This window comes from Aquabacter spiritensis (assembly GCF_004346185.1).
Classification (GTDB): domain Bacteria; phylum Pseudomonadota; class Alphaproteobacteria; order Rhizobiales; family Xanthobacteraceae; genus Aquabacter; species Aquabacter spiritensis.
In genome coordinates this window covers 153,051-175,113 of sequence record NZ_SMAI01000012.1, presented here as the reverse complement: position 1 = coordinate 175,113, position 22,063 = coordinate 153,051, and the positions used below count along the sequence as shown (strand labels likewise).

General features: G+C 67.2%; 20 protein-coding genes, 1 tRNA gene and 1 pseudogene. 7 read left to right on the top strand and 15 right to left on the bottom strand.

All coding sequences use genetic code 11. The annotated features are described in order from the left end of the window. Positions 1 to 133: 133 nt before the first annotated feature. The 8 genes from EDC64_RS17905 to EDC64_RS17870 all read right to left on the bottom strand — a co-directional run bounded on the left by EDC64_RS17905 (position 134) and on the right by EDC64_RS17870 (position 8,085). Positions 134 to 1,240, bottom strand: coding sequence for a branched-chain amino acid ABC transporter substrate-binding protein (locus EDC64_RS17905; protein WP_132033881.1), 1,107 nt, complete (start codon positions 1,238 to 1,240; stop codon positions 134 to 136). Between the two features lie 111 nt (positions 1,241 to 1,351). Beyond that, the gene (locus EDC64_RS17900; RefSeq protein WP_132033879.1) at positions 1,352 to 1,813 is read right to left on the bottom strand and encodes a DUF6867 family protein; all 462 of its coding nucleotides are present in this window, start codon (positions 1,811 to 1,813) and stop codon (positions 1,352 to 1,354) included. After that, positions 1,813 to 2,535, bottom strand: a complete 723-nt coding sequence (locus tag EDC64_RS17895) for an ABC transporter ATP-binding protein (protein WP_132033877.1) — start codon at positions 2,533 to 2,535, stop codon at positions 1,813 to 1,815. The genes EDC64_RS17900 and EDC64_RS17895 overlap by 1 nt, the downstream gene beginning before the upstream one ends. Beyond that, entirely contained in the window at positions 2,532 to 3,443 is a 912-nt protein-coding gene (locus tag EDC64_RS17890) for an ABC transporter ATP-binding protein (protein ID WP_132033875.1), read from the bottom strand. The genes EDC64_RS17895 and EDC64_RS17890 overlap by 4 nt, the downstream gene beginning before the upstream one ends. Then, entirely contained in the window at positions 3,440 to 4,867 is a 1,428-nt protein-coding gene (livM, locus tag EDC64_RS17885; protein ID WP_132033873.1) for a high-affinity branched-chain amino acid ABC transporter permease LivM, read from the bottom strand. Before livM ends, EDC64_RS17890 begins: the two co-directional genes overlap by 4 nt. Further along, entirely contained in the window at positions 4,867 to 5,784 is a 918-nt protein-coding gene (locus EDC64_RS17880; RefSeq protein ID WP_132033871.1) for an ABC transporter permease subunit, read from the bottom strand. Before EDC64_RS17880 ends, livM begins: the two co-directional genes overlap by 1 nt. A 144-nt stretch (positions 5,785 to 5,928) precedes the next feature. Then, on the bottom strand, positions 5,929 to 6,675 hold the full coding sequence (locus EDC64_RS17875) for a COG3904 family protein (protein WP_132033869.1): 747 nt from the start codon (positions 6,673 to 6,675) through the stop codon (positions 5,929 to 5,931). A 6-nt stretch (positions 6,676 to 6,681) separates the two neighbouring features. Then, complete coding sequence (locus EDC64_RS17870; protein WP_132033867.1) at positions 6,682 to 8,085, bottom strand: hypothetical protein; 1,404 nt, start codon at positions 8,083 to 8,085, stop codon at positions 6,682 to 6,684. Positions 8,086 to 8,291: 206 nt separating this feature from the next. Between EDC64_RS17870 and EDC64_RS17865 the strand changes: the two genes are divergently transcribed. The 4 genes from EDC64_RS17865 to EDC64_RS17850 all read left to right on the top strand — a co-directional run bounded on the left by EDC64_RS17865 (position 8,292) and on the right by EDC64_RS17850 (position 12,730). Then, complete coding sequence (locus EDC64_RS17865; protein WP_132033865.1) at positions 8,292 to 8,747, top strand: SRPBCC family protein; 456 nt, start codon at positions 8,292 to 8,294, stop codon at positions 8,745 to 8,747. Between the two features lie 243 nt (positions 8,748 to 8,990). Further along, positions 8,991 to 9,479, top strand: coding sequence for a (2Fe-2S)-binding protein (locus EDC64_RS17860; protein ID WP_132033863.1), 489 nt, complete (start codon positions 8,991 to 8,993; stop codon positions 9,477 to 9,479). 63 nt (positions 9,480 to 9,542) lie between these two features. Next, positions 9,543 to 11,918: a xanthine dehydrogenase family protein molybdopterin-binding subunit gene (locus tag EDC64_RS17855; protein ID WP_132033861.1), complete on the top strand. Its 2,376-nt coding sequence runs from the start codon at positions 9,543 to 9,545 to the stop codon at positions 11,916 to 11,918. 11 nt (positions 11,919 to 11,929) lie between these two features. Next, on the top strand, positions 11,930 to 12,730 hold the full coding sequence (locus tag EDC64_RS17850; RefSeq protein ID WP_132033859.1) for an FAD binding domain-containing protein: 801 nt from the start codon (positions 11,930 to 11,932) through the stop codon (positions 12,728 to 12,730). Positions 12,731 to 12,747: 17 nt separating this feature from the next. On the opposite strand, the gene EDC64_RS17845 is transcribed toward EDC64_RS17850, so the two are convergent. Beyond that, positions 12,748 to 13,230, bottom strand: coding sequence for an Lrp/AsnC family transcriptional regulator (locus tag EDC64_RS17845; RefSeq protein ID WP_132033857.1), 483 nt, complete (start codon positions 13,228 to 13,230; stop codon positions 12,748 to 12,750). Between the two features lie 248 nt (positions 13,231 to 13,478). On the opposite strand from EDC64_RS17845, the gene trxB reads away from it, so the two are divergent. The 3 genes from trxB to EDC64_RS17830 all read left to right on the top strand — a co-directional run bounded on the left by trxB (position 13,479) and on the right by EDC64_RS17830 (position 16,817). Next, positions 13,479 to 14,438: a thioredoxin-disulfide reductase gene (gene trxB / locus EDC64_RS17840; protein WP_132033855.1), complete on the top strand. Its 960-nt coding sequence runs from the start codon at positions 13,479 to 13,481 to the stop codon at positions 14,436 to 14,438. 88 nt (positions 14,439 to 14,526) lie between these two features. Further along, positions 14,527 to 15,417 carry a LysR family transcriptional regulator gene (locus EDC64_RS17835; RefSeq protein WP_132033909.1) on the top strand — a complete coding sequence of 297 codons (891 nt, stop codon included), beginning with the start codon at positions 14,527 to 14,529 and terminating at the stop codon, positions 15,415 to 15,417. A gap of 719 nt (positions 15,418 to 16,136) precedes the next feature. Next, positions 16,137 to 16,817 carry a M15 family metallopeptidase gene (locus tag EDC64_RS17830; protein ID WP_132033853.1) on the top strand — a complete coding sequence of 227 codons (681 nt, stop codon included), beginning with the start codon at positions 16,137 to 16,139 and terminating at the stop codon, positions 16,815 to 16,817. 18 nt (positions 16,818 to 16,835) lie between these two features. Here the strand turns inward: EDC64_RS17830 and EDC64_RS17825 are convergent, their stop codons facing one another. The 6 genes and pseudogenes from EDC64_RS17825 to selA all read right to left on the bottom strand — a co-directional run bounded on the left by EDC64_RS17825 (position 16,836) and on the right by selA (position 22,060). Further along, entirely contained in the window at positions 16,836 to 17,267 is a 432-nt protein-coding gene (locus EDC64_RS17825) for a hypothetical protein (protein WP_245504767.1), read from the bottom strand. After that, a complete protein-coding gene (locus EDC64_RS17820; protein WP_132033851.1) occupies positions 17,254 to 17,706 on the bottom strand; it encodes a hypothetical protein in 453 nt (150 codons plus the stop codon). Before EDC64_RS17820 ends, EDC64_RS17825 begins: the two co-directional genes overlap by 14 nt. A gap of 88 nt (positions 17,707 to 17,794) precedes the next feature. After that, positions 17,795 to 17,890: transfer RNA gene (locus EDC64_RS17815), tRNA-Sec, on the bottom strand. A gap of 150 nt (positions 17,891 to 18,040) precedes the next feature. After that, positions 18,041 to 19,864, bottom strand: a pseudogene (gene selB / locus EDC64_RS17810) (selenocysteine-specific translation elongation factor); the annotation flags it as partial. After that, positions 19,861 to 20,655 carry a tetratricopeptide repeat protein gene (locus EDC64_RS17805; RefSeq protein WP_132033849.1) on the bottom strand — a complete coding sequence of 265 codons (795 nt, stop codon included), beginning with the start codon at positions 20,653 to 20,655 and terminating at the stop codon, positions 19,861 to 19,863. The gene EDC64_RS17805 and the pseudogene selB, both read right to left, overlap by 4 nt. Continuing rightward, on the bottom strand, positions 20,642 to 22,060 hold the full coding sequence (selA, locus tag EDC64_RS17800; protein ID WP_132033847.1) for an L-seryl-tRNA(Sec) selenium transferase: 1,419 nt from the start codon (positions 22,058 to 22,060) through the stop codon (positions 20,642 to 20,644). Before selA ends, EDC64_RS17805 begins: the two co-directional genes overlap by 14 nt. Positions 22,061 to 22,063 lie beyond the last annotated feature (3 nt).

Below are 22,063 nucleotides of genomic sequence, written 5' to 3'. Positions count from 1 at the left end.
CAAAATCGACCGACGCCATAGCCAAAAACCGACCGGCCCCAACCCAAACAAAAACCCCGCCGAAAAATCGACGGGGTTTGTCAGCGGTCTGAGCCCGCGCCGAGGCGCGGGCTTGAACTGCAATGCGCGGGGATCAGAGCTCGGTATAGCCTCCATCCTTCCACACATAAACGACATAGTCCTTCTTGGTGATATCGCCCTTCTTGTCGAAGGAGAGCGGGCCGAGAACGGTCTGGAAGGTGGCGCCGGAGTGCATATAGTCCGCGAGCTTCTTCGGATCCGTGGACTTGGTGGCCTCCATGGCCTGCTTCATGACCTGCACGGCGGCGTAGGAATAGAGGACGTAGCCCTCCGGGTCGACGCCCTTGGCCTTGAACTTCTCGACCACTTCCTTGGCGGCGGGGTTCTTGCGCGGATCCGGACCGAAGGTCATCAGCGTGCCGGCGGCGCCCGGACCGGCAATGGTCCAGAATTCCTTGTCGGTGATGCCGTCGCCGGAGAACAAGACGCTGCCGACGCCCTGGTCGCGCATCTGGCGCACGATCAGGCCGGCCTCCGGGTGCAGACCGCCATAATAAACGAGGTCGACGCCCGCCGCCTTCAGCTTGGAGACGAGCGCGGTATAGTCCTTCTCGCCCGGATTGATGCCTTCATAGACGACTTCTTTCACGCCGCCTTGGTTCATCGCCTTCTGGGTCTCGTCGGCCAGGCCCTTCCCATACGGCGTCTTGTCGTGGACGATGGCGACCTTCTTGCCCTTGAAGTTCTTGGCGATGTAGTCGCCCGCGACGCTGCCCTGCTGGTCGTCCCGGCCGCAGGTGCGGAACGTGTTCCACATCTTGCGCTCGGTAAAGGTCGGGTTGGTGGAGGCCGGGCTGATCTGAAGGACGCCGGCTTCCTCGTAATCGGTCGAGGTCGGGATCGAGACGCCGGAATTGAAGTGGCCGACGACGTATTTCACCCCGTCGGAGATGAATTTGTTGGCGGCCGATTTACCCTGTTCGGGCTTCGAGGCATCGTCGCCGACGAACAGTTCGATCTTCTGGCCATTGATGCCGCCTGCGGCGTTGATGTCCGCGACGGCCTGGTCGACGCCGGTCTTCAATTGCGCGCCGAACGCGGCGTTCGACCCGGTCATCGGGCCGGCGACGCCCATTTTGAGCGTCGATTGCGCCTGGGCGCCCGCTGCAAATGCAAGGCCCGCGCTTAATGCGAGGCCGGCCAGTATGAGCTTTCTCATTACGTTCTCCTCTGTGTCCGATAAGAAGCGTCTTGGGTTTCTCATCCCGCCCGAAGGACTGTGCCGCTCGCCATTCTGCCCGATTTGGACAGGCTGTCGATGGGCACACAATCAGGACGCGGGGTCTCCGTCCCGCCCTCTCCGGGCGCGCCAGCACAGCCATCCGGCGGGCTCGAACAGCCAGCCATAACGGTGCGTCATCTGCTGCTTGCGCACGGCCCGGAAGCCGAGCGTCGCGATCGCGAACAGCAAAGCGAGTTCGAGCAGATAATGGTCGTAAGCGAACAGCGTCCCTTGGAACAAAGCAAAGTGGCAGAAACGCACCGCTCCGGTCAGCAGCGCGGAATAGACCAGAACCTGCCAGAACGGGCTCCAGCCTTTGGCCACCGCCCGCCCGGTCAGGAAGGCCGCACCGCCGCCGAGAAACAGGGTGACCAGCATGAAGTCCCCGGTCGAGACTTCGACCACCGAAGAGGGGTGCGCCACGGACAAGACCAGGATCGCGACCAGAACGACCAGAGGCAGGACCAGCATCGGTGCGCTCGGCCGTCCCGGCTCGGCGATCGGAGCCATCAGGCGCCTCCTTCGAGATAGGCGGCCTTGACCTCGGGGCTTTCGAGAAGTTCCCGGCCGGTTCCCGCCATGGTGATGCTGCCATTGACCAGCACATAGCCGCGATGGGCCAGCTTCAGCGCGTGATAGGCGTTCTGTTCGACCAGAAAGACGGTGAGGCCCTCGATCGCATTCAGTTCGCGGATGACGTCGAAGATCTGGCGCACCACCAGCGGCGCGAGCCCCAGGGACGGCTCGTCGAGCAGCAGGAGGCGCGGCCGGCTCATCAAGGCGCGGGCGATCGCCAGCATCTGCTGCTCGCCGCCCGACAGGGTGCCACCGCGCTGATGCAGCCGCTCCTTCAGACGCGGGAACATGTCGAACATGCGTTCGAGGTCGCCCTCGAAATGGGCGTAATCGTCCATCGCCGCGCCCATCTGGAGATTTTCGTAGACGGTCATGCGCGGGAAAATGCGCCGCCCCTCCGGCGACTGGGCGATCTTCAGCCGCATGATCTCGTGGGTCGGCATGTGGGTGATGTCGCGGCCCTCGAACAGGATCCGCCCTTCGCTGGCGCGCGGGGTGCCGCAGATCGTCATCATCAAAGTCGACTTGCCGGCGCCGTTCGCCCCGATGAGGGTGACGATCTCGCCTTCGTTCACGTCCAGATCGACCCCGTGCAAGGCGATGATCTTGCCATACTGCGTTTTCACGCCGGCGACGCTGAGCATCGGCTTGCTCATACGCCGACCTCCGCCTCGATCGCTTCCACGGCGTCTTCTTCGACGCCGAGATAGGCGGCGATCACGCGGGGGTCGGTGCGCACCTCTTCCGGCGTGCCGTCAGCGATCTTGCGACCATATTCCAGCACGACGACGTGATCGGAAATGCCCATGACCACCGACATGTCATGCTCGATCAGCAGGACCGAGGTCGCATCGGCGTCGCGGATCGAGAGCAGCAATTCGTTGAGCGCCGCCGATTCGCGGGGATTGAGCCCGGCCGCCGGCTCGTCGAGGCAGAGCAGGACCGGCTGTGCGCACATGGCGCGCGCGATCTCCAGCCGGCGCTGGTCGCCATAGGGCAGATCGCCCGCCGGATCGTCGGCGCGGTGGATGAGGTGGATCCGCTCGAGCCAGGTCTTGGCGCGCTCCACCGCCGCCGCCTCCCGCCGCCGCCACGACGGCAGGTTGAGCAGCGCCGCCGGCGACAGCAAACCGGTCTCCGTAAGCCCCATATGCTGGGCGACCAGCAGGTTCTCCAGCACGGTCATACCGGAAAACAGACGGATGTTCTGGAACGTCCGTCCGACCCGCGCGGCCGAGGCGACCTTGTGGTCCGGCAGGCGCTCGAGCAGGAACACGCCGCCTTTGCGGGTCCGGGCCGCCGCGCGCCCGGTGCGGGTGAGGGCGTCGAGTTCGGAGGGGGACGGCGCGGCACCATGCGACAGCGCCAGCCGCCCGGCGCTCGGCTTGTAGAAGCCGGTGATGCAATTGAAGACCGTGGTCTTGCCGGCGCCGTTCGGGCCGATCACGGCCGTCACCTGGCCGCGGCCGACGCGGAACGACACGTCGGATACGGCGACGAGGCCGCCGAACCGCATGCTCAACCGGTCGACCGCCAGAATTGGATCTTGCTCCCAGGGCCTCATCCATGGCCCTCCCGGACCAGGTCGCCCGACACCTTCTTGCGCTCCTTCAGGAAAATGGTCGCGAGGCGGCTGGAGACGAGGCCGCGCGGACGCCAGGCCATCACCGCCACCATGGCGAAGCCGAAGATCAGCATGCGGTAGAGGCTCGGGTCGAAATCGGGGCCGAACAGCCAGGGGTCCTTCAGGAAGGTGAGGTTGCGCAGCATCTCCATGCCGCCGATCAGGAGGATAGCGGAGACGGCGACGCCGATCTGAGAGCCCATGCCGCCGAGCACGACGATAGCGAGGATGACGGCGGATTCCATGAAGGTGAAGGATTCGGGCGAGACGAAGCGGATGCGGACCGCGAAGAAGGCGCCGGCGAAACCGCCGAACATGGCGCCGATCGAGAAGGCCGTGAGCTTGGTGAGCGTGGTGTTGATGCCGAGCGAGCGGCACGCGATCTCGTCCTCTCGCAGCGCCTCCCAGGCGCGTCCCACCGGCATGCGGCGCAGCCGGATCGTCGCGACCGCGGTCAAGGCGGCCAGCGCCAGGATGACGAAATAGAGGAAGATGTTGCGGTGCATCGGGTTGAATTCGAGCCCGAACAGATTGGCGAATCCGCCCTCGCCGCTGGAGAAGGGGATGCCGAAGAAGGAGATGGGCGGGATCGAGGCGATGCCGGCGCCCCCATTGGTCAGGTCCACCCAATTGATGAGGACGAGGCGGATGATTTCGCCGAAGGCGAGGGTGACGATGGCGAGATAGTCACCCCGGAGGCGCAGCACAGGAAAGCCGAGAATGACGCCCCACAGCGCCGCGAGAAGGCCGGAGAGCGGCAGGCAGACCCAAAAGCTCCACAGCCGCCAGAAATCGGCGCCGAGCGTGCCGGCGAAGAAGTCGGAGATCGGCACAGAACCGGCGAGCAGGGCGAAGGTGTAGGCGCCGACCGCATAGAAGGCGACATAGCCGAGGTCGAGCAGGCCGGCGAGACCGACGACGATATTGAGGCCCCAGCCGAGCATCACGTACGTGAGGATATAGATGCCGAGGTCGATCCAATAGCGGCTGGGGCCGAGCCCGCCGCTGCCGAGGACGGCGAGAAGGGGATAGAGAAGCAGCACGGCGAAGAAGACCGGCTTGGCCGCGTCGCCGGCCGGACCTGCCAGGCGCGCGAGTGCCGGGAAGCGGGGGGCGGCCCCCCGGGCGGAATCGCCGCGCCACACGGTCAGATGGAGCCCCAGGCGCAAGCCGCCGACCAGAAGCGCGAAAATCGCCACCAGCCCGAAGCGGTATTTCAGGACGAGCGCCCCGCTGGGACCTTCGGTGGCGTGCATACCGACCAGCGGCACGAGGAGCAGGGCGGTGATGGCGGCGCTCGCCGCGGCATCCTTGAGCGCCCGCGCGAGGAGGCCGGAGGAGGCGGCCGCAGTCGCCTCGTGCATCAGACCTTCTCCACTTCCGGCCGCCCCAGCAGGCCCTGGGGCATGAAGACGAGCGTGATGGCGAGGATGGAGAAGGCGGCGACGTCCTTATATTCGATGGAGAAATAGGCCGACCAGAAGGTCTCGATCAGGCCGATGAGGAGGCCGCCCAGAACCGCGCCCGGCAATGAACCGATGCCGCCGAGAACCGCCGCCGTGAAGGCTTTGACGCCAGGGACGAAGCCGTCGGCGAAATTCACCACGCCGTAATAGGTGAGGTAGAGGACGCCGGCCACGGCGGCGAGCGCGGCGCCGATGACGAAGGTCAGCGAGATCGTCCGGTCGACATCGACGCCGAGCAGCGCCGCCATCTTGCGGTCCTGTTCGCAGGCGCGCTGGGCGCGTCCGAGTGCGGTCTTCTGCACCAGCCACCAGAAGGCGAACAGGAGAACCGCCGTCACGACCATGATGAGGATCTGCTTATAGGCCAGCGTCACCGCATAGCTGCCGCTGTCCCACACCACGATCACGTCCGGCAGGATCGGCGGCAGCGCCTTGTTGCGCGGGCCCTGCGCCACCTGGACGAAATTCGAGAGCAGGATCGACATGCCGATGGCGGAGATCATCGGCGCGAGCCGGAACGAGCCGCGCAGCGGACGATAGGCGACCCGCTCGATCGCCCAGCTGACGAGGCCGGTGAACGCCATCGCCACGACCAGCACGATCGCCAGGACCAGGAAGATCGAGGTGATGCCGAGAAGGGTGGTCAGCAGCAGGAAGGCGATGAGGGCGGTGAAAGTGCCGACCATGAAGACATCGCCATGGGCGAAATTCACCATGCCGATGATGCCGAACACCATCGTATAACCGATCGCGATGAGCCCGTAGATGGAGCCGAGGGTCAAGCCGTTGATCAGCTGCTGGAGGAAAATGTCCATGCGGCTTCAATCCCCTCTGGTTGAAGGCGCACATTGCTTGACCGTGCCTCATGATTGGGCGGCGCCTTCCTTCAAGTCATAGCGCGCGCCGGTTCTGGTGACAAATGGGTGTCACCCACGCCTTTCGACCAAGGCTTAAGCGTGTCAGCCGGTGGTGAGCTTCAACCGCCGCATCTCCTCCGGCGAGAAGAAGAAGAGTTTCTCGCGCGGCGTCTCCATGGCGTGAACCCACACTTCGAGGTCCACGCCCATGTCGCGCAGGTGGCGCTGGCAGGCGGCCGAGATCCTCTGCGCCCGCGCCATGCTTTCCGGCAGATCCCGGCCGGAAGGCTGCGCGGCGGCATAGACCTGATGGACCCCCAGAGCCGCGTCGCGGCCGGCCCGGCGCTCCACGCCCCCGGCGAACACCAGCGGGCAGGACGAGGCACAGCGGCCATTGTCCGGGACTTCGGTGGCGTAGCCCTTGTCACGGATCATGCGCCCCATCGCGAGGGCCTCCTGGACCGCGCCGCCGGGCGAATCGAGGACCACAGTGCGCACATAGCCGCCGCGTTTCTCCAGCTCCGCCGCCAGCGCCTTCGCCGCACCGGGCAGAATGCTTCCGGTTGCGTAAAGGCGTCCATCCGCGCGCAGTTCGAAGGTCATTTCCGGGCCGGATCCCGGGTCGGTATCCGGAAGGTCGGGGTTCGGGCCTTCGAAATCCGGAATCATTCCCGGCAGATTGCTGAAGGTGGCGGGCGTAAGCCCCGCCTCGCGGGCGAAGCGCGCGCCGTCTTGCGCCAGCATCGCGCCCGTCAGCGCGAGGAGCCCGGCGAAGACCAGGCTCAGGATCGCGTCGTCGGGCCGCGTGCGCCAGTTCTTGAGCGTTGCGCGCAGGGTGGGGACGGGCATGTCGGCTCAGTCCCGCAGCGCCGGCCGGAGGGCGGTCACATTGGCCTCCGGCTCGGCATCCGCCCGGACCCGCGATGGCAAAGCGGCCGACCCGTCAGGGGCGACGTCGGAGCCGGTTGCCCGCGCCGTGTTCGTGCCCGGCATGGCGGCAGGATCCACCTCGGGCAGGCGCGGACCCGGCACGTCCGGCAGGTCGCTGGCGGGGGCGGCGGGGGCCGGGGGCGCGCGCAGCGCGGCATGGGCGCTTCCGACTTCGTGCGCCATGCGCAGCGCCGACACAAGCTCGGCCGCCGTCATCTCCCCCGCCCTCGGCAGAGGCGCGCCCTCGCGGCGGATTGCGGCGTGCACGACGCAGAGGATCAGAACCAGGACACCGGGCAGCAGGTCGATGGAGATCGCGCCGGCCCAGCTCGGCACGAAATCGTTCGCATAGCGCAGCACGGCTTCGGCGGGGGAGATCTGTTCGTACCGGCTGGCCACAACCGGCGGGCGGTCGATCACCGCATCCGCGGCCTTGGCGAGGGCGCGCGCCTGCGCTGCGACGGCGGTCTGGACACGGCCGACGACTTCGGTCTGACGCCCGGCAATCTCTGCGGTCCGGCCATCGGCGGCGGGAGCGATGAAGTTCTCCCCCAGATCCGCCGCGATCCGCTTGACCGCAGGGGCGATCGACGCCTGCTGAAGGGCGGTCATCACGCCGGCGAGCGCGGTCGATGCATTGCCGAAATCTTCGGCGCGGGCAGCGACGGGGCCGCTCGCGGCGATGCGTTCGCGCATGGCGGCGAGATGGCGCGCGCCTTCTTCATTGAGATCGGCGATCCGCCCGCCGGAGGCCGCGACTTCCTTGCCGAGGGCGGCAAGCTGGTTCGACATCTGGCCGAGCAATTGCACGACCGTTCCCGATCCGCTGGTTCCGGTCAGCGAGCCGGACCGCTCGGCCTGGGCGAGCTCGGCGAAGCGCGTCGCGGCGAGCTGGATGTCGGGCGCGAGCCCCTGTGTCGCGAGAGCGTTGCCATAGGCGCGCTGGAATTCGTCCTCTGCCTGCGCAAGGCTGGCGCCGAGATGCCGTTCGAGCGCCGCCGCGCCCGCCAAGGCGCTGGCGTTCAGCCAGGACGACATGGCGACGATCATCACGCAGCCCAGCGCCATTGCGCCGAGCAGCAACATTCGGCTGGTCGCATCCACCACCTGCGGCAGGAAGCGCATCAGGAAGGCCCAGAAGGCATAGATCGCGACGGACACCGCGGCGGAATAGATGATCGCCGCGAAGAACACCGCCGCCGGGCTCGCCTCCAGAAGCTCGCGCACGCCGAGATAGGTGTAGACCCCGCTCGCCAGAGCAAGGACCAGAAGGGAAACGCGCGCCGTGGTCTCGAGGTGACGCACGCCGTCGCGCAGCGCAATGGACATGACAGAGCTTCCCCAGGTCCCGGGACCGGTTGGAATTCGCAATATTTTTCAGGTTGTTCCGTAGGTAAGGGGGGAATTCGGCCGCAATTGGGAGACTTTGTGCCGATTTGTGCATTGCAGCGCTCGCGCTTGGGGCAAAGCGCGTTGCTCGGGCTTTCGTGGCGCGTTGTCCTGGCGCAGGATGCGGCGCGACAAAGGAGGCACGAATGGCCCTTGAAATGACCGGCTCTTACGAATTGCCCGTGGCGCGCGAGAAGGTGTGGGAAGCGCTGAACGATCCCGAAATGCTGAAGCGCTGCATCCCCGGCTGCGAGGAACTGGAGCGGGTGGCGGACAATGAATTGCGGGCCCTGGTGGTCGCCAAGGTCGGGCCGGTCAAGGCCAAGTTCAAGGGGAAGGTGTTTCTCGCCGACCTGGATCCGCCGGCCGGCTATCGCATCTCGGGCGAGGGCGATGGCGGGATTGCCGGCTTCGCCAAAGGCGGCGCGCGGGTGGACCTTGCCGAGACCTCGGTCGGGACGCTCCTCACCTACACGGCCGAGGCCCAGATCGGCGGCAAGCTCGCCCAGCTCGGCCAGCGCCTCGTCGCCGGTACGGCAAAAAAGACCGCGGACGAATTTTTCCAGAACTTTGCCGCGGCCATGACCGAAACCGCCGGCTGAGGCAGAATCGGCGCGGCCGCAGGGGGGCGCGCCGCCGCCGCATCGCTGTGGTGCGGGCCATCCGGACCGCTTCGGCGCCGCGCCTCACGATCCGACCCCATGTCACGCACAAGGCACCGGTTGCGCCTTGACCGGGTGGGAAGTGCGGCCCCACACTGGAACCTGAAAAAAGAAAAACAGGCGGCCGGCCATCGGGTCCGCGCCGCGGCCGGCGTGTTCCCGGCGTCTTTGAGGAGGTCGCGCATGACGCACGTTTCCATGACGGTGAATGGTCGCGCCGTCTCTGCCGATGTCGAACCGCGCATGCTTCTGGTGCAGTTCCTTCGCGAGAAGCTGCTGCTGACCGGGACCCATGTCGGCTGCGATACCAGCCAGTGCGGGGCCTGCGTCGTGCAGGTCGACGGCGCGGCTGTGAAATCCTGCACGCTGCTCGCAGTTCAGGCCGACGGCTGCGCCGTCCTGACCATCGAAGGTCTTGCGCCTTCGGGCGCGCTGCACCCGATGCAGGAGGCGTTCCGCGAGCATCACGGTCTGCAATGCGGCTTCTGCACGCCCGGCATGATCATGACGGCAATGGACATGGTGGCGCGGCTCGGCCCCGATCTCGACGAAGCGACGATCCGCGAAAACCTCGACGGCAATCTCTGCCGCTGCACCGGCTACCACAACATTGTGAAGGCGGTGGCGGCCGGGGCCCGCGCGATGGCTCCGGCGAGCGCGGCGGCCGAGTGAAGCCGGGCCCGGCTTAGGGCGCGCTTCGACGTCAAAGACAGATCGTCCTTCAGGGAGGACACGATGAACGCCAGCACCGTCACCCCCATCGGCGCCCCGGTCCGGCGCAAGGAAGACAAGAGGTTCATCACCGGAAAGGGACGCTACACCGACGATCTGTCCCGGCCCGGTCAGGCGCATGCCTATTTCCTGCGCTCGCCTTACGCCCATGCCCGGATCCGCACCATCGATACGGCGGCCGCCGCGGAGATGCCGGGCGTCGTCGGGGTACTGACCGGCCGTGATCTCGCGCAAGACGGGCTCGGCGGCCTGATCTGCGGCTGGATGATCAATTCCAAGGACGGTTCGCCGATGCGCGCCGGTGCCCATCCGGCGCTGGCGGTCGATACGGTGCGCTATGTCGGCGACCATGTCGCCGTCGTGATCGCCGAGACGCTCAATCTCGCCAAGGATGCGGCGGCCGCTCTCGCGGTGGAGTACGAGGTGCTCCCCGCGGTGCCGGACCTTGCAGTGGCGCAGGCGCAGGGGGCGGCCCAGATCCATGAGGCGGCGCCGAACAATACCGTGTTCGAGTGGGAACTCGGTGATCGCGCAGCGGTCGAGGCGGCGTTCGCCCAGGCTGCGCACGTGACCGAGATCGACATCGTCAACAATCGGCTCGCGCCCAATCCCATGGAGCCGCGCGCGGCGATCGGCGAATACGATGCCGGAGACGAGGCTTATACGCTCTGGACGACGAGCCAGAACCCGCACGTCGCCCGGCTCGTCCTTTCCGCCTTCGTGGGTCTCGCGCCGGAGAACAAGCTGCGGGTGATCGCGCCGGATGTCGGCGGCGGGTTCGGCTCCAAGATCTTCATCTATGCCGAAGAGACGGTCTGTGCCTGGGCCGCCAAGAAGGTCGGTCGTCCGGTCAAATGGACCTGCGAGCGCGGCGAGGCTTTCCTGTGCGACGCGCACGGCCGCGACCATGTGACGAAGGGTCGGCTCGCGCTCGACGCGCAGGGCAAGATCCTCGGCTTCCAGGTAAAGACGATCGCCAATATGGGCGCCTATCTCTCCACCTTCGCGTCCTGCGTCCCGACCTATCTCTACGCGACCCTGCTCTCCGGCCAATACGCCATTCCGGCGATCTATTGCGAGGTCGATGCGGTCTATACGAACACGGCGCCGGTCGATGCCTATCGCGGGGCCGGGCGGCCGGAAGCGACGTTCCTGGTGGAGCGGATCGTGGACAAGGCGGCGCGCGAACTCGGCATCGACCCGGCCGAGATGCGGCGGCGCAATTTCATCACCGCCTTCCCGCATCAGACGCCCGTCATCATGTGCTACGACGCCGGCGATTACGCCGCCTCCCTCGATAAGGCGCTGGAGATGGCGGATTATGCCGGATTCCCCGCCCGCAGGGCCGAGGCGGAGCGGCGCGGCAAGCTGCGCGGCATCGGGCTCTCCAATTATATCGAGGCGTGCGGCATCGCGCCCTCGGCCGCAGTCGGCTCGCTCGGGGCGGGCGTGGGTCTCTGGGAGAGCGCCGAGGTGCGCGTCAATCCGACGGGCAATGTCGAAGTGCTCACCGGCTCCCACAGCCACGGCCAAGGCCACGAGACCACGTTCGCGCAACTCGTCTCGGCGCGGCTGGGCATTCCGATCGATCAGGTCACCGTGATCCACGGCGACACCGACAAGGTGCAGTTCGGCATGGGCACCTATGGCTCGCGCTCGGGCGCGGTGGGCATGTCGGCCATCGTCAAGGCGCTCGACAAGGTCGAGGCCAAGGCCAAGAAGATCGCCGCCCATATCCTGGAAGCGAGCGAAGGCGACATCGAGTTCAAGGACGGGCGCTTCTCGGTTGCCGGCACCGACCGCGGGCTCGCCTTCGCCGAAGTCGCGCTCAACGCCTATGTCGCGCACAAATTCCCCACCTCTGAAATCGAGCCGGGGCTGAAGGAAGGCGCCTTCTACGATCCGACGAATTTCACTTTCCCGGCCGGCTGCCATGTCTGCGAGCTGGAGGTCGATCCGGAAACCGGCACAACGGAGATCGTCAATTGGATCGCCGTGGATGATTTCGGCACCGTGATCAATCCCATGATCGTCGAGGGGCAGGTGCATGGCGGCATCGCGCAGGGCGTCGGCCAAGCCTTGATGGAGCGCGTCGCCTATGACGGCGAGGGGCAGCTCGTGACGGGCTCCTACATGGATTACCAGATGCCGCGCGCCGAGGATTTTCCGGCCTTCAAGGTCGGCATGACGGAGACACGGTGTCCGTCCAATCCGCTGGGTATGAAGGGGTGTGGAGAGGCGGGCGCCATCGCCGCGCCGCCCGCCGTGATCAACGCGCTCGCCGACGCACTCGGCACGCAGGACATTTCGATGCCGGCGACGCCGGCCAAGGTTTGGGCGATCGCGCAGGCGCGGGTGACGCGTCAGGCCGCGGAATAGGGGAGCGCGTCATGTATGCCTTCGACTATCGGCGGCCTTCCGCCCTCGACGAGGTGGTTTCGCTGCTCGGCGGGCTCGAAGAGCCGAAGCTTCTGGCCGGCGGTCAGACGCTTCTACCGACCCTCAAGCAACGGCTCGCCCAGCCCGGTACCCTCGTCGACCTCGCCGGCATTCCCGGCCTTGCCGACATCGCAGCGGAAGGCGGGGGGGTGCGGATCGGCGCCATGGCCACGCATGCACGCGTCGCGACCTCGGACGTGGTGCGCGCCGCCATCCCGGCGCTGGCGGAACTCGCCGCGGTGATCGGCGATCCTGCCGTCCGCAATCGGGGAACGATCGGCGGCTCCGTCGCGAACAATGATCCGACCGCGGACTATCCGGCCGCTTGCCTCGCCCTCGGCGCCATGATCGTCACCACGGCGCGGCGCATTCCGGCGGACGAATTCTTTGCCGGCCTGTTCGAGACCGCGCTGGGCGAAGACGAGGTGATCGTCGCGATCGAGTTCCCCAGGCCCGAGCTTGCCGCCTATCGGAAGTTCCGCAACCCGGCCTCGCGCTACGCCATGGCCGGCGTGTTCGTTGCGCGGACCGGGGAGGGGGTGCGAGTCGCCGTGACGGGTGCCGGGCAGTCCGGCGTGTTTCGTTGGGGCGCGGCCGAGGCTGCGCTTACGGATGATTTCACCGCCGCCGCGCTGGAAAGCGTTCCGCTCGACGCATCAGACCTGATGAGCGATCTGCATGGCGGCGCGGACTATCGTGCGCAGCTCGTGAAGGTGATGGCGAAGAGGGCGGTGGAGGCGGCCGCGCGGTAGCCGTCCGTCAGCTGACATTACCCCGTCGGGGGCGCCCCTTCGAGCGGCACGATGGGGGCGTTCTTCGCCTGCTTCAGGGTGAGGGCGGTGCGCACGTTGCGCACGTTCGGCGTGGCCGTGATCTCCAGGACGAAGCTCTGGAACGTGCGCAGATCGGGTGCGACGCAGAGCATGATGAAATCGACATCGCCCGAGAGCATCCAGGCGCCACGCACCAGCGGCCATTGGTCGATGCGGCGCTGGAAAGCATCGAGGTCGATTTCGGCCTGGCTGATGAGGTGAACCATCGCAAAGGACATGAGATCATAGCCGAGCCGCTTCTCGTCGAGCAGCGCCCGATAACCCTGGATCAAGCCTTGCTCTTCCAGTGTGCGCACACGTCGCAGGCAGGGCGGCGCGGAGATGCCGACCCGGCGCGACAGCTCCACATTCGTCATGCGCCCGTCGCGCTGAAGTTCGGCAAGGATCTTCCAGTCCACGGAATCGAGATGGGCGCGCAAGGAAACCTCCGGGGGCGGCGGGCGCACCTTAATTGAGCCGACGCGGGGTGCAACGCAATATTATTGCGCAACGGGTTGGGGATTTCCGAAGCGGGGCCGCACTGCGGGCGCTGCACGCCTTGTGACGGAAGGGCCGTGCTCCTACATTGCCGCATAGCTCGGTACGGGAGGCATATGAATTTTATGCCCCGTCTTCCGCTTCCGTTCCGCACGAAGGCGTTCGGAGCGTTGTCTGTCTCGAGGTTTCCATGACCGCCCACCATGTCAAGGTCGTCATCATCGGGTCGGGTCCGGCCGGATATACGGCGGCCATTTATGCGGCTCGCGCCATGCTTGAGCCGGTGCTGTTCGAGGGCATCCAGCCCGGCGGACAGCTCACGATTACCACCGATGTCGAAAACTATCCGGGTTTCGCCGATGTCATCCAGGGGCCCTGGCTGATGGAGCAGATGCGCGCACAGGCGGCGCATGTCGGCACCCGGATCGTCGCCGACCATGTGGCGAGCCTTGATCTGTCGCGCCGCCCGTTCCGCCTGACGACCGATGGCGGCGACGTCTATCTGGCGGAGACCGTGGTGCTCGCCACCGGTGCGCAGGCGCGGTGGCTCGGCCTGCCCTCCGAGGAGATCTATCGCGGCTTCGGCGTTTCGGCCTGCGCGACCTGCGACGGCTTCTTCTATCGCGGCAAGCGGGTGGTGGTCGTCGGCGGCGGTAACACAGCGGTCGAAGAGGCGCTCTTCCTGACGAATTTCGCGGCCAAGGTGATTCTTGTCCATCGCCGTGACCGGCTGCGCGCCGAGCGCATCCTTCAGGACCGGCTGTTCGCCAATCCCAAGGTCGAATTGGTGTGGAATGCCGAGATCGCCGAAATCATCGGGGATGTGGAGCCGACACGGGTGACCGGCGTCAAACTGCGCGACGTCTTCACGGGCACGGAGAGCGTGATTCCCGCGGACGGCTTCTTCGTGGCGATCGGCCATGCTCCGGCGACCGCGCTGGTGGAGGGGCAACTCCGTCTGAAGTCCAACGGCTATGTCTGGACCGAGCCGGATTCCACGGCCACGTCCATTGCCGGCGTTTTCGCTGCGGGCGACGTCGCGGACGACGTGTTTCGCCAGGCGGTGACGGCTGCCGGCCGTGGTTGCATGGCGGCGCTCGAGGCGGAGCGCTTCCTGACGCTCGCCGAAGCGCCAGTCGCCGCGGAATAAAAGCGGATCCGGACGTCGGATCCGGATCGAGAACACGGGACCGCTCGTGCCTTCCCGGCCGGGCGCCTCCCAGGAGGGGCGCTCCACCATGGACTGGGACAAGCTCAAGGTCTTTCACGTCGCGGCCGAGGCCGGGTCTTTCACCCATGCGGGCGAAACGCTCGGCCTTTCGCAGTCCGCTGTCAGCCGACAGGTGTCGGCACTGGAACAGGAGCTGAAGGTTCCGCTGTTCCACCGCCATGCCCGCGGACTGATCCTCACGGAGCAGGGCGAACTTCTCTATCGCACCGCGCACGAGGTGTTTCTCAAACTCGAATCGGCGCGCGCCCAGCTGACGGACAGCCGCGAAAAGCCCAACGGCGAACTGCGCGTCACCACCACGATGGGGCTCGGCACCCATTGGCTGACCGCGCGGGTCGGCGAGTTCGTCGAACTCTATCCCGATATCCGCATCCAGCTCATTCTCACCGACGAGGAACTGGATCTCGCCATGCGCGAGGCCGATGTCGCGATCCGCATGCGCCAGCCGGTGCAGCCCGATCTGGTCCAGCGCAAACTCTTCACCGTGCATTTTCATGCCTATGCCTCGGCCGATTATATCAAGCGGCATGGCCATCCCCGGACGCTGGACGAGTTGGACAAGCACCGCATCCTTCTCCTCGGCGGGCCAATCCCAAGCTATTTCCAGGGCCTCAATTGGCTCGAACATGCGGGGCGCGATGGTGGGGCGCCCCGCGTGCCGGCTTTCGAGGTCAACAGCGTGCTGGGCCTGCGCCGCGCGGTGGAGCGCGGGGTGGGAATCGGCACTCTGCCAGACTACCTCACCGACGACGCGACCTCGCTCGTCCAGCTCTTCACGGATCGTGAAACGCCTCAATTGGAGGCATATTTCACCTATGCTCAGGAAATGCGCTCGGTCGCCCGTATCCAGGTGTTCCGTGACTTCCTCATTTCCAAGGCTCAGCGCTGGAATTACTGATTTATGACGGTTGGCGGGGCGTTCTGCCGCTGAATGCGAAATGAGCTAAGCGTCCCGAACATGCCTGACATGCGATCAGGCTCCCTTGCTTTCTGCCCATCCGAAGGGCATCTTGACCTTGCACTGCTTGCACCTTGTGCGGTGCAGCAGCTGTTCCCCTCTGGAAGGTTCGCCGCTCTGCGGCGATACTTGCCGGACCTCGAAAGAGGTCCGGCATTTTTCTTTGTGCGCTGCGGCACCCACCCGTCCGACAACGCGAAAAATCTTGCTGGTGCGATCGATTTCCTCGGATCGCGGGCGTGTGAGGAACGCGGCGGCTGGGCGGGCGGAACGTGCCGTCCCATCGTGCGTTTCTCTGCATGGACCATCGGGGGACACACGCATGACACGCAACCAAATCCCGGCTCCGGACAAAGGGCGCGCAATCTGGTGCGGCCCTTTCCCCGGCTACGATCCCGTCCGCCCGCCGGAACCGCCCATCCCGCCGCCCGACCCGGTCGAGGATCCCCACGACGTCCCGGAACCCGGCCCGGACCTGCCGCCGCTGCCTGAAGGCGATCCCACCCGCGACCCGCGTCGCGATCCTTTTCCCGAACCCGGCCCGATTGACGATCCCGCCCCCGATCGCCAGGATCCCCTGCAAAGCCTTGCCGCGGCGCTCCCCCCTTCACGGATCCCGGGCGTTCGGCAAGGCGTGCATTGAGGCCGGGACACGGGACATGGATGTACGGACGGCGGGTGTGGCGCTCGCTTTGGGATTGGCGCCGCTCCCGGCTGCGGCCAATTCCGCGCTGCCGGCGGGTTTCGTCGACGTGGCGCAGATCGTTCCGTCTGCCCAGTTCGACGTCCGCTATTACGGCACCGATAATTTCGTCGGGGCGCGGGTCGAGGGATATGACGCTCCGCGCTGTTTCCTGACCGAGGCCGCGGCGCGCGCCTTGGCGAAGGTCGCCGCAGATGCGGGGCAACAAAATCTGCGACTGCGGATCTTCGATTGCTATCGTCCGGCCCGTGCCGTCGCCCATTTCGGACGCTGGGCCGCGGATTTGTCGGACCAGCGCACCAAGCCGGCCTATTATCCCGACGTCGACAAAGGTGACCTCTTCAAGGAGGGATATATCGCGGCACGCTCCGGTCATTCGCGGGGGTCGACGCTCGATCTCACTCTGATCGACGCCTCGACCGGTTCAGACCTCGACATGGGAACCCCGTTCGATCTTTTTGGGATGCGCTCGTGGCCGGATTCTCCGGATGTCACCGCCGCGCAGCGCACCAATCGCGACCGGCTCGCCGCGCTGATGATGCGCAACGGATTCAAGCCGTTCGACAAGGAGTGGTGGCACTTCACGCTCCGGGACGAACCATTCCCCGACACCTATTTCGATTTCCCGATCCGCTGAGCCGGTGCGCAGGATGCATCAGTTGGGGGTCGCCTCTTCGACCTTCAGCCGGCGTCCCCAAGTGTCGAAGAAATGCCCGTCATTGAGCGTGAGGCGGTCTTCGCGCACCCGCGCCTCCAGGGCCCGCAGCCGCGCCCGCGCCTCCGCATTGAGCAGCGGCCCGCCCGCGTCAAGGACGGGAAAGAAGGCCGCGCCGTCCCATTTATGTCCCGATCCGCCAAACAATGCGACGATCTCCGGCCATCGGATTTCGGCGCCGATCACCGAGAGAAAGGTGGAGGCGAGCGGGGCCACTTCAAGCGGACCAATTCGAACCAGGATCACCAAAGCGGTGAATGGACCCTCGGCCTCGAAACTGGCGACCAGCCAGTCGTCGAAATCGGTCCGCCCGACGTCCTGTTTCGGCTTTTTGTATCGGGGCTTGTCCGCCCCGCGCCTAGAAGTCGACAAGCGGCGTCTCCGGCATGTAGTGCTCGAACAGATACCAGAAGGGGGTTTCGCGCGTCTCCAGATACCAGGTCTCGAAAGTCGCCATCGCGGCGGCCGGGTCGGTTATCTCGTCCCCGGCGGGAGCATCGGCCAGGGCATAATGGATCGCGGTCGCGACCGGTGCGAAATGCGCCAGCACTTCGACCCGCGCAGGGGTGTCTTCGGTCCAGCCCAACCGGTCGCGCAGATAGGCCGAGCCCCGCCGCACGGCGTCCTCGGGGTCGGCACCGCCGATCACCCCGGCGAGCGGGCGGAGGAAATTGACCCGCCGATAGGCTTCGGCGCGGGCGGCCGCGAGCGCCTTGGAGCGGGCGTCGGCTTCGGCGCGGAACGTGCGCTCCGCGGCCTCGGCCTCCTGGGCGGCGAGGTCCAGCGCGGACAGATAGGATGCAAGGCTCATGGGCGGCGCCTCATTCAGGGCCGCGTCGCGCCGTTGCGGCGCGGGGGCGGGTTGATGTCGCGTCCGCGACCGGCCGGACCGGGGGGCGTGGCGGAAGAGAGTGGGAGTCGAACCCACCAAGGACCGGCTCGCGGCCCCTCCCGGATTTGAAGTCCGGACGCCCCACCAGGGACGCTTCTCTTCCATCGCTGTGCGCCGCACCGGAAGCGGCCGGCATATCCTTCGCCGACGCATCATCTGCGAGCGGACGAAAGAGGTCCAGACGGTGCGGGTTGATGCGGCGCAGATCGCCACGGCGCAGTGTTACACCGTGGCGGTCGAAGAATTCCAGGATCTGGATCGCGACCTTGCGGCCATTCTCCATCTGGTCGCGGAATTGGGCGGCGGTGAATTCGGCGCGCCCGGCGCCCAGCCGCGTCAGGATCCCCACCATCTCCGCGACGGTGGCACGAAGGAAGAAATGGTCGTGGGCGATCTCGTCGACCCGGCCGATGCGGCTCAGAAGCTTCATCATCCGCCGCACGTCCGGCTCGGGCTCGCCGAGCAGTCCGGCAATATCCCGCACGCGCGGGGGCCGGAATCGCTCCCCGCCGGCGAGGAGGGGGCCCACCCGTTCCCAGAGCGCCTCGTCGCGCCCTCCGAGGCGGACCGTGAACCCGGCGCGTCGGATCCAGGCGCCCTCGAGCGCGACTTCGCCCGCGCGCGCCATCCCTTGGAGCGCGGCTGCGAAGACGGCAGGGGGAAGGCGGGGGACGATCTGGAGGCGCATCCGCTCCGTGCCGATCCCCGGCAGATCGGGATTGTCGGCGTGGAATGTGTCGAGGCGGCCCAGCAGCGCGGTATGGAACATCTTCCAGTGCGCCGCGGACAGGACGTGAAGGGTGGATCCCACCATGAGGCGGGTCAGGTTGAGGTTCCCGGCAATCGTCGTCTCGGCCCCTTCCTGCAGGCCGCGATCGCGGACGAAGGCGGTGAGATCGAGCACGAAGGGTGAGATATCGAGCAGCCGCGCAACCGCCGCGGTGGGCTGCGCTTCGCCATGGGCCGCGATGGCAGCGAGCCGGTCCGCCGTGCGGCGGCGGCGGGCCGGAGCGCGAAGGTCCAGCAGGCGACCGCCGCCGATCGTGCGTTGCGCCGAGGTATCGCGCACCACATAGCGGTCCCCGGAAGCGACCGCGATGGGCCGCTCCAGGACCACCTGAACGAGACCGCTCTCGCCCGGCGCAATCGGATCGCCGAGAAGGACCAGCCGCCCGCCGACTTCGCACGAGGCGGTATGGACCCGGACCGGGAGCCATTGGGCGATGGGTCTGCGCTCGCTGGCGAGCACGTTCAGCGTGGCGTCGATCCGGTCCGTGGGGGCATGGAGGCTCGGGTCGAGGACCACGTCGCCGCGCGCGACGGCGTCCTTCGAAATGGTCTCCCCGGCCAGATTGAGGCCGCAGCGGTCGCCTGCCCGGCCGATCTCGGCCGGCCGGTCCTGGGCACGGATGGAGCGGATGCGCGCCGTCCGCCCGGAGGGGCTGACGGCCACGCGATCGCCCGCCCGTACGCTGCCGGACAAGACCGTCCCGGTCACCACGGTGCCGGCCCCGGCCAGCACGAAGGAGCGGTCGACGGCGAGGCGGAAGCGTCCGGTATCCGCCCGCATTCCGACAACCCGCGCGGCCTGCGCGAGGTGCGCACGGATTTCGTCGATGCCGGCGCCCGACTGCACCGAGGTGGGAAGGATCGGCGCGCCTTCGAGCGCAGTCCCCGCGAGCGCCGCCGCGATTTCGCGGGTCACCGCCGCGATGCGGTCCGGGTCCGCGAGGTCGCTCTTTGTGAGTGCGACGAGACCGCGGGAGATGCCGAGCAAATCGATGATGGCGAGATGCTCGCGGGTCTGGGGCATGATCCCGTCGTCGGCCGCCACCACCAGCAATGCGAAATCGATCCCGGTCGCGCCGGCGAGCATGGTGTGGACGAACTTCTCGTGCCCCGGCACGTCGATGAAGCCGAGGGTGTCGCCGTCCTCGATCGGCAGATAGGCGAAACCGAGGTCGATCGAGATGCCGCGCGCCTTCTCCTCCTTCAGCCGGTCGGTATCGACACCGGTGAGCGCCCGCACCAGCGAGGTCTTGCCATGGTCGATATGGCCGGCCGTCCCGATGATCATGGCGCCGGCTCCGGCAGGGGGCGCCGCGCCCGGGCCTCGGCCGCGGTCTGCTCCTCGGGCGTGAGACCCGCGCGCGCGACGGCGAGGAACGGTCCGGCGAGGGCGCTGCCGCCCTCCTGTCCCCGCAGCAGCCATTCATAGGCGGCCGACGGATCATGCGGGACGCCGGATCCGAGATGCAGCGCAGCGCCGAGCATCGCCTGGCCGTCGGCATCGCCGCGCGCCGCGCCGCGCCGCCACCAATGGGCGGCTTCGGCGGGATCGCGCGCGACGCCGAGCGCGTTATGATAGAGCATGCCGAGGCGCGTCATGGACGAGGCGATGCCCTGGTCCGCCGCCGCTTCGGCCCAGCGACGCGCTTCGTGCACGTCGGTGGCCATGATCTCGCCTTCAAGCAGCATCCAACTCAGCATGTCCTGCGCCGGCGCATCGCCCTGTTCGGCAGCGGCGCGGTACAGCTCGGCGGCGTGCTGATAGTCCTGCGGCACGCCTTCGCCCTTGAAATACAGAGCGGCGAGATTGCGCTGGCCGACCGGGTCGCCGGCCTGCGCTGCAAGGGCGAGCCAGCGTTGCGCCAGGGCCGGGTCGCGCTCGACCCCGATGCCTTCCGCGAAACAGGCGCCGATATTGTTCTGCGCCCGCGCCACGCCGATGCGGGCGAGTTGCTCCCAAAGATCGAGAGCCGTGTGATAGTCCCCGGCGCGGGCGGCCGCCAGCGCCTCGGCCATCTGGGTGTCCGCATCGTGGGGCGCAGGAACCGGGGCGCCGCGCAGGCGGTCAAACCAGCCCATGGCGCGGCTCCAACGCTTCGAGCGCAGCCAGAAAGGCGGGCTCGTCCTCCAGACAGCGGAGGTCGAGCACCAATGCGCCCTCCTCGATGCGACCGATCACCGGAACGGGCAGCGCCCGAAGAGCCTTGGCCAGCGCGTCGAGTGCACGGCCGCCGCCATCGGGCCGCACAGCGAGCCCGTAGCTCGCGAGCGTCGCCGTGGGGAGCGCACCGGAGCCGATTTGACTGCGGCAGGGACGCGGGACCACGGCGACACCGGGGCCGAGCTTGGCCCGGAGTGCCGGGGCGAGGCGGTGCGCACTGGCCTCCAGGTCTTCCGCGCTACGGGTCAGGCGGCGCAAGGTCGGCAGCCGGGCGGCGAGGCGGTCGGGATCGCGATAGAGCTTGAGGGTGGCTTCGAGCGCGGCGAGGCGGATCTTGTCGACCCGCAAAGCCCGCTTCATCGGGTTGCGATTGATCGCCGCGATGAGGTCCTTGCGGCCGATGATGAAGCCCGCTTGCGGACCACCGAGCAATTTGTCGCCCGAAAAGGTGATGATGTCGGCGCCGTCCGCGACCGCCTCGCGCACCGTGGGCTCGTGGCCGAGCCCATAGCGCGCGAGGTCGCACAGGGTGCCGGAGCCGAGATCGTTGAACAATGGCACGCCGGCCTCGCGGGCGATGGCGGCGAGATCGCGCGGGGCGACTTCCTTGGTAAAGCCCTCGATGCGGTAGTTGGAGGTATGGACCTTAACCAGGAGGCCGGTCGACGGTCCGATCGCGGCGCGATAATCCTTGGGATGGGTTCGGTTGGTGGTGCCGACCTCCACCAGGCGCGTCCCGGCGCGCGCCATGATGTCCGGCATGCGGAACGCACCGCCGATCTCGATCAACTCGCCGCGCGACACGATCGAATCCCGATCCTGCGCCAGCGTGTTCAAGACGAGCAGGACCGCGGCCGCATTGTTGTTGACGAGCGTCGCATCCTCGGCGCCGGTGAGCGCACAGAGCAGGTCGCGCACATGGTCGTCGCGCTCGCCCCGTCCGCCGGATCCGAGGTCGAATTCGAGCGTGACCGCCTCGCGCATCGCCGCGATCGCGGCGGCGACCGCTTCCTCGGCGAGGATTGCGCGGCCGAGATTGGTGTGGAGCACCGTTCCCGTCAGGTTGAAGACCGGCCGAAGGCTGGGTTGCGCCGCGGCGTCAAGCGTCGACAGCGCGGCATGCGCGACATCGTCGGCCGTGGGCGGCGCATCGTGGCCGGTGCGGACGGCGGCCCGGGCGGCATCGAGCGCGGTGCGCACGGCTTCGGTGAAGAGGCTCCGGCCGTGGCGATCGAGGCCAGGACGCGCCGTGTCGCACGTCAGAACCTGGTCGACCGAGGGCAAAGCGCGCAGCGCCGCGCGAAGGACCTGTGGTTCCGGCATGGC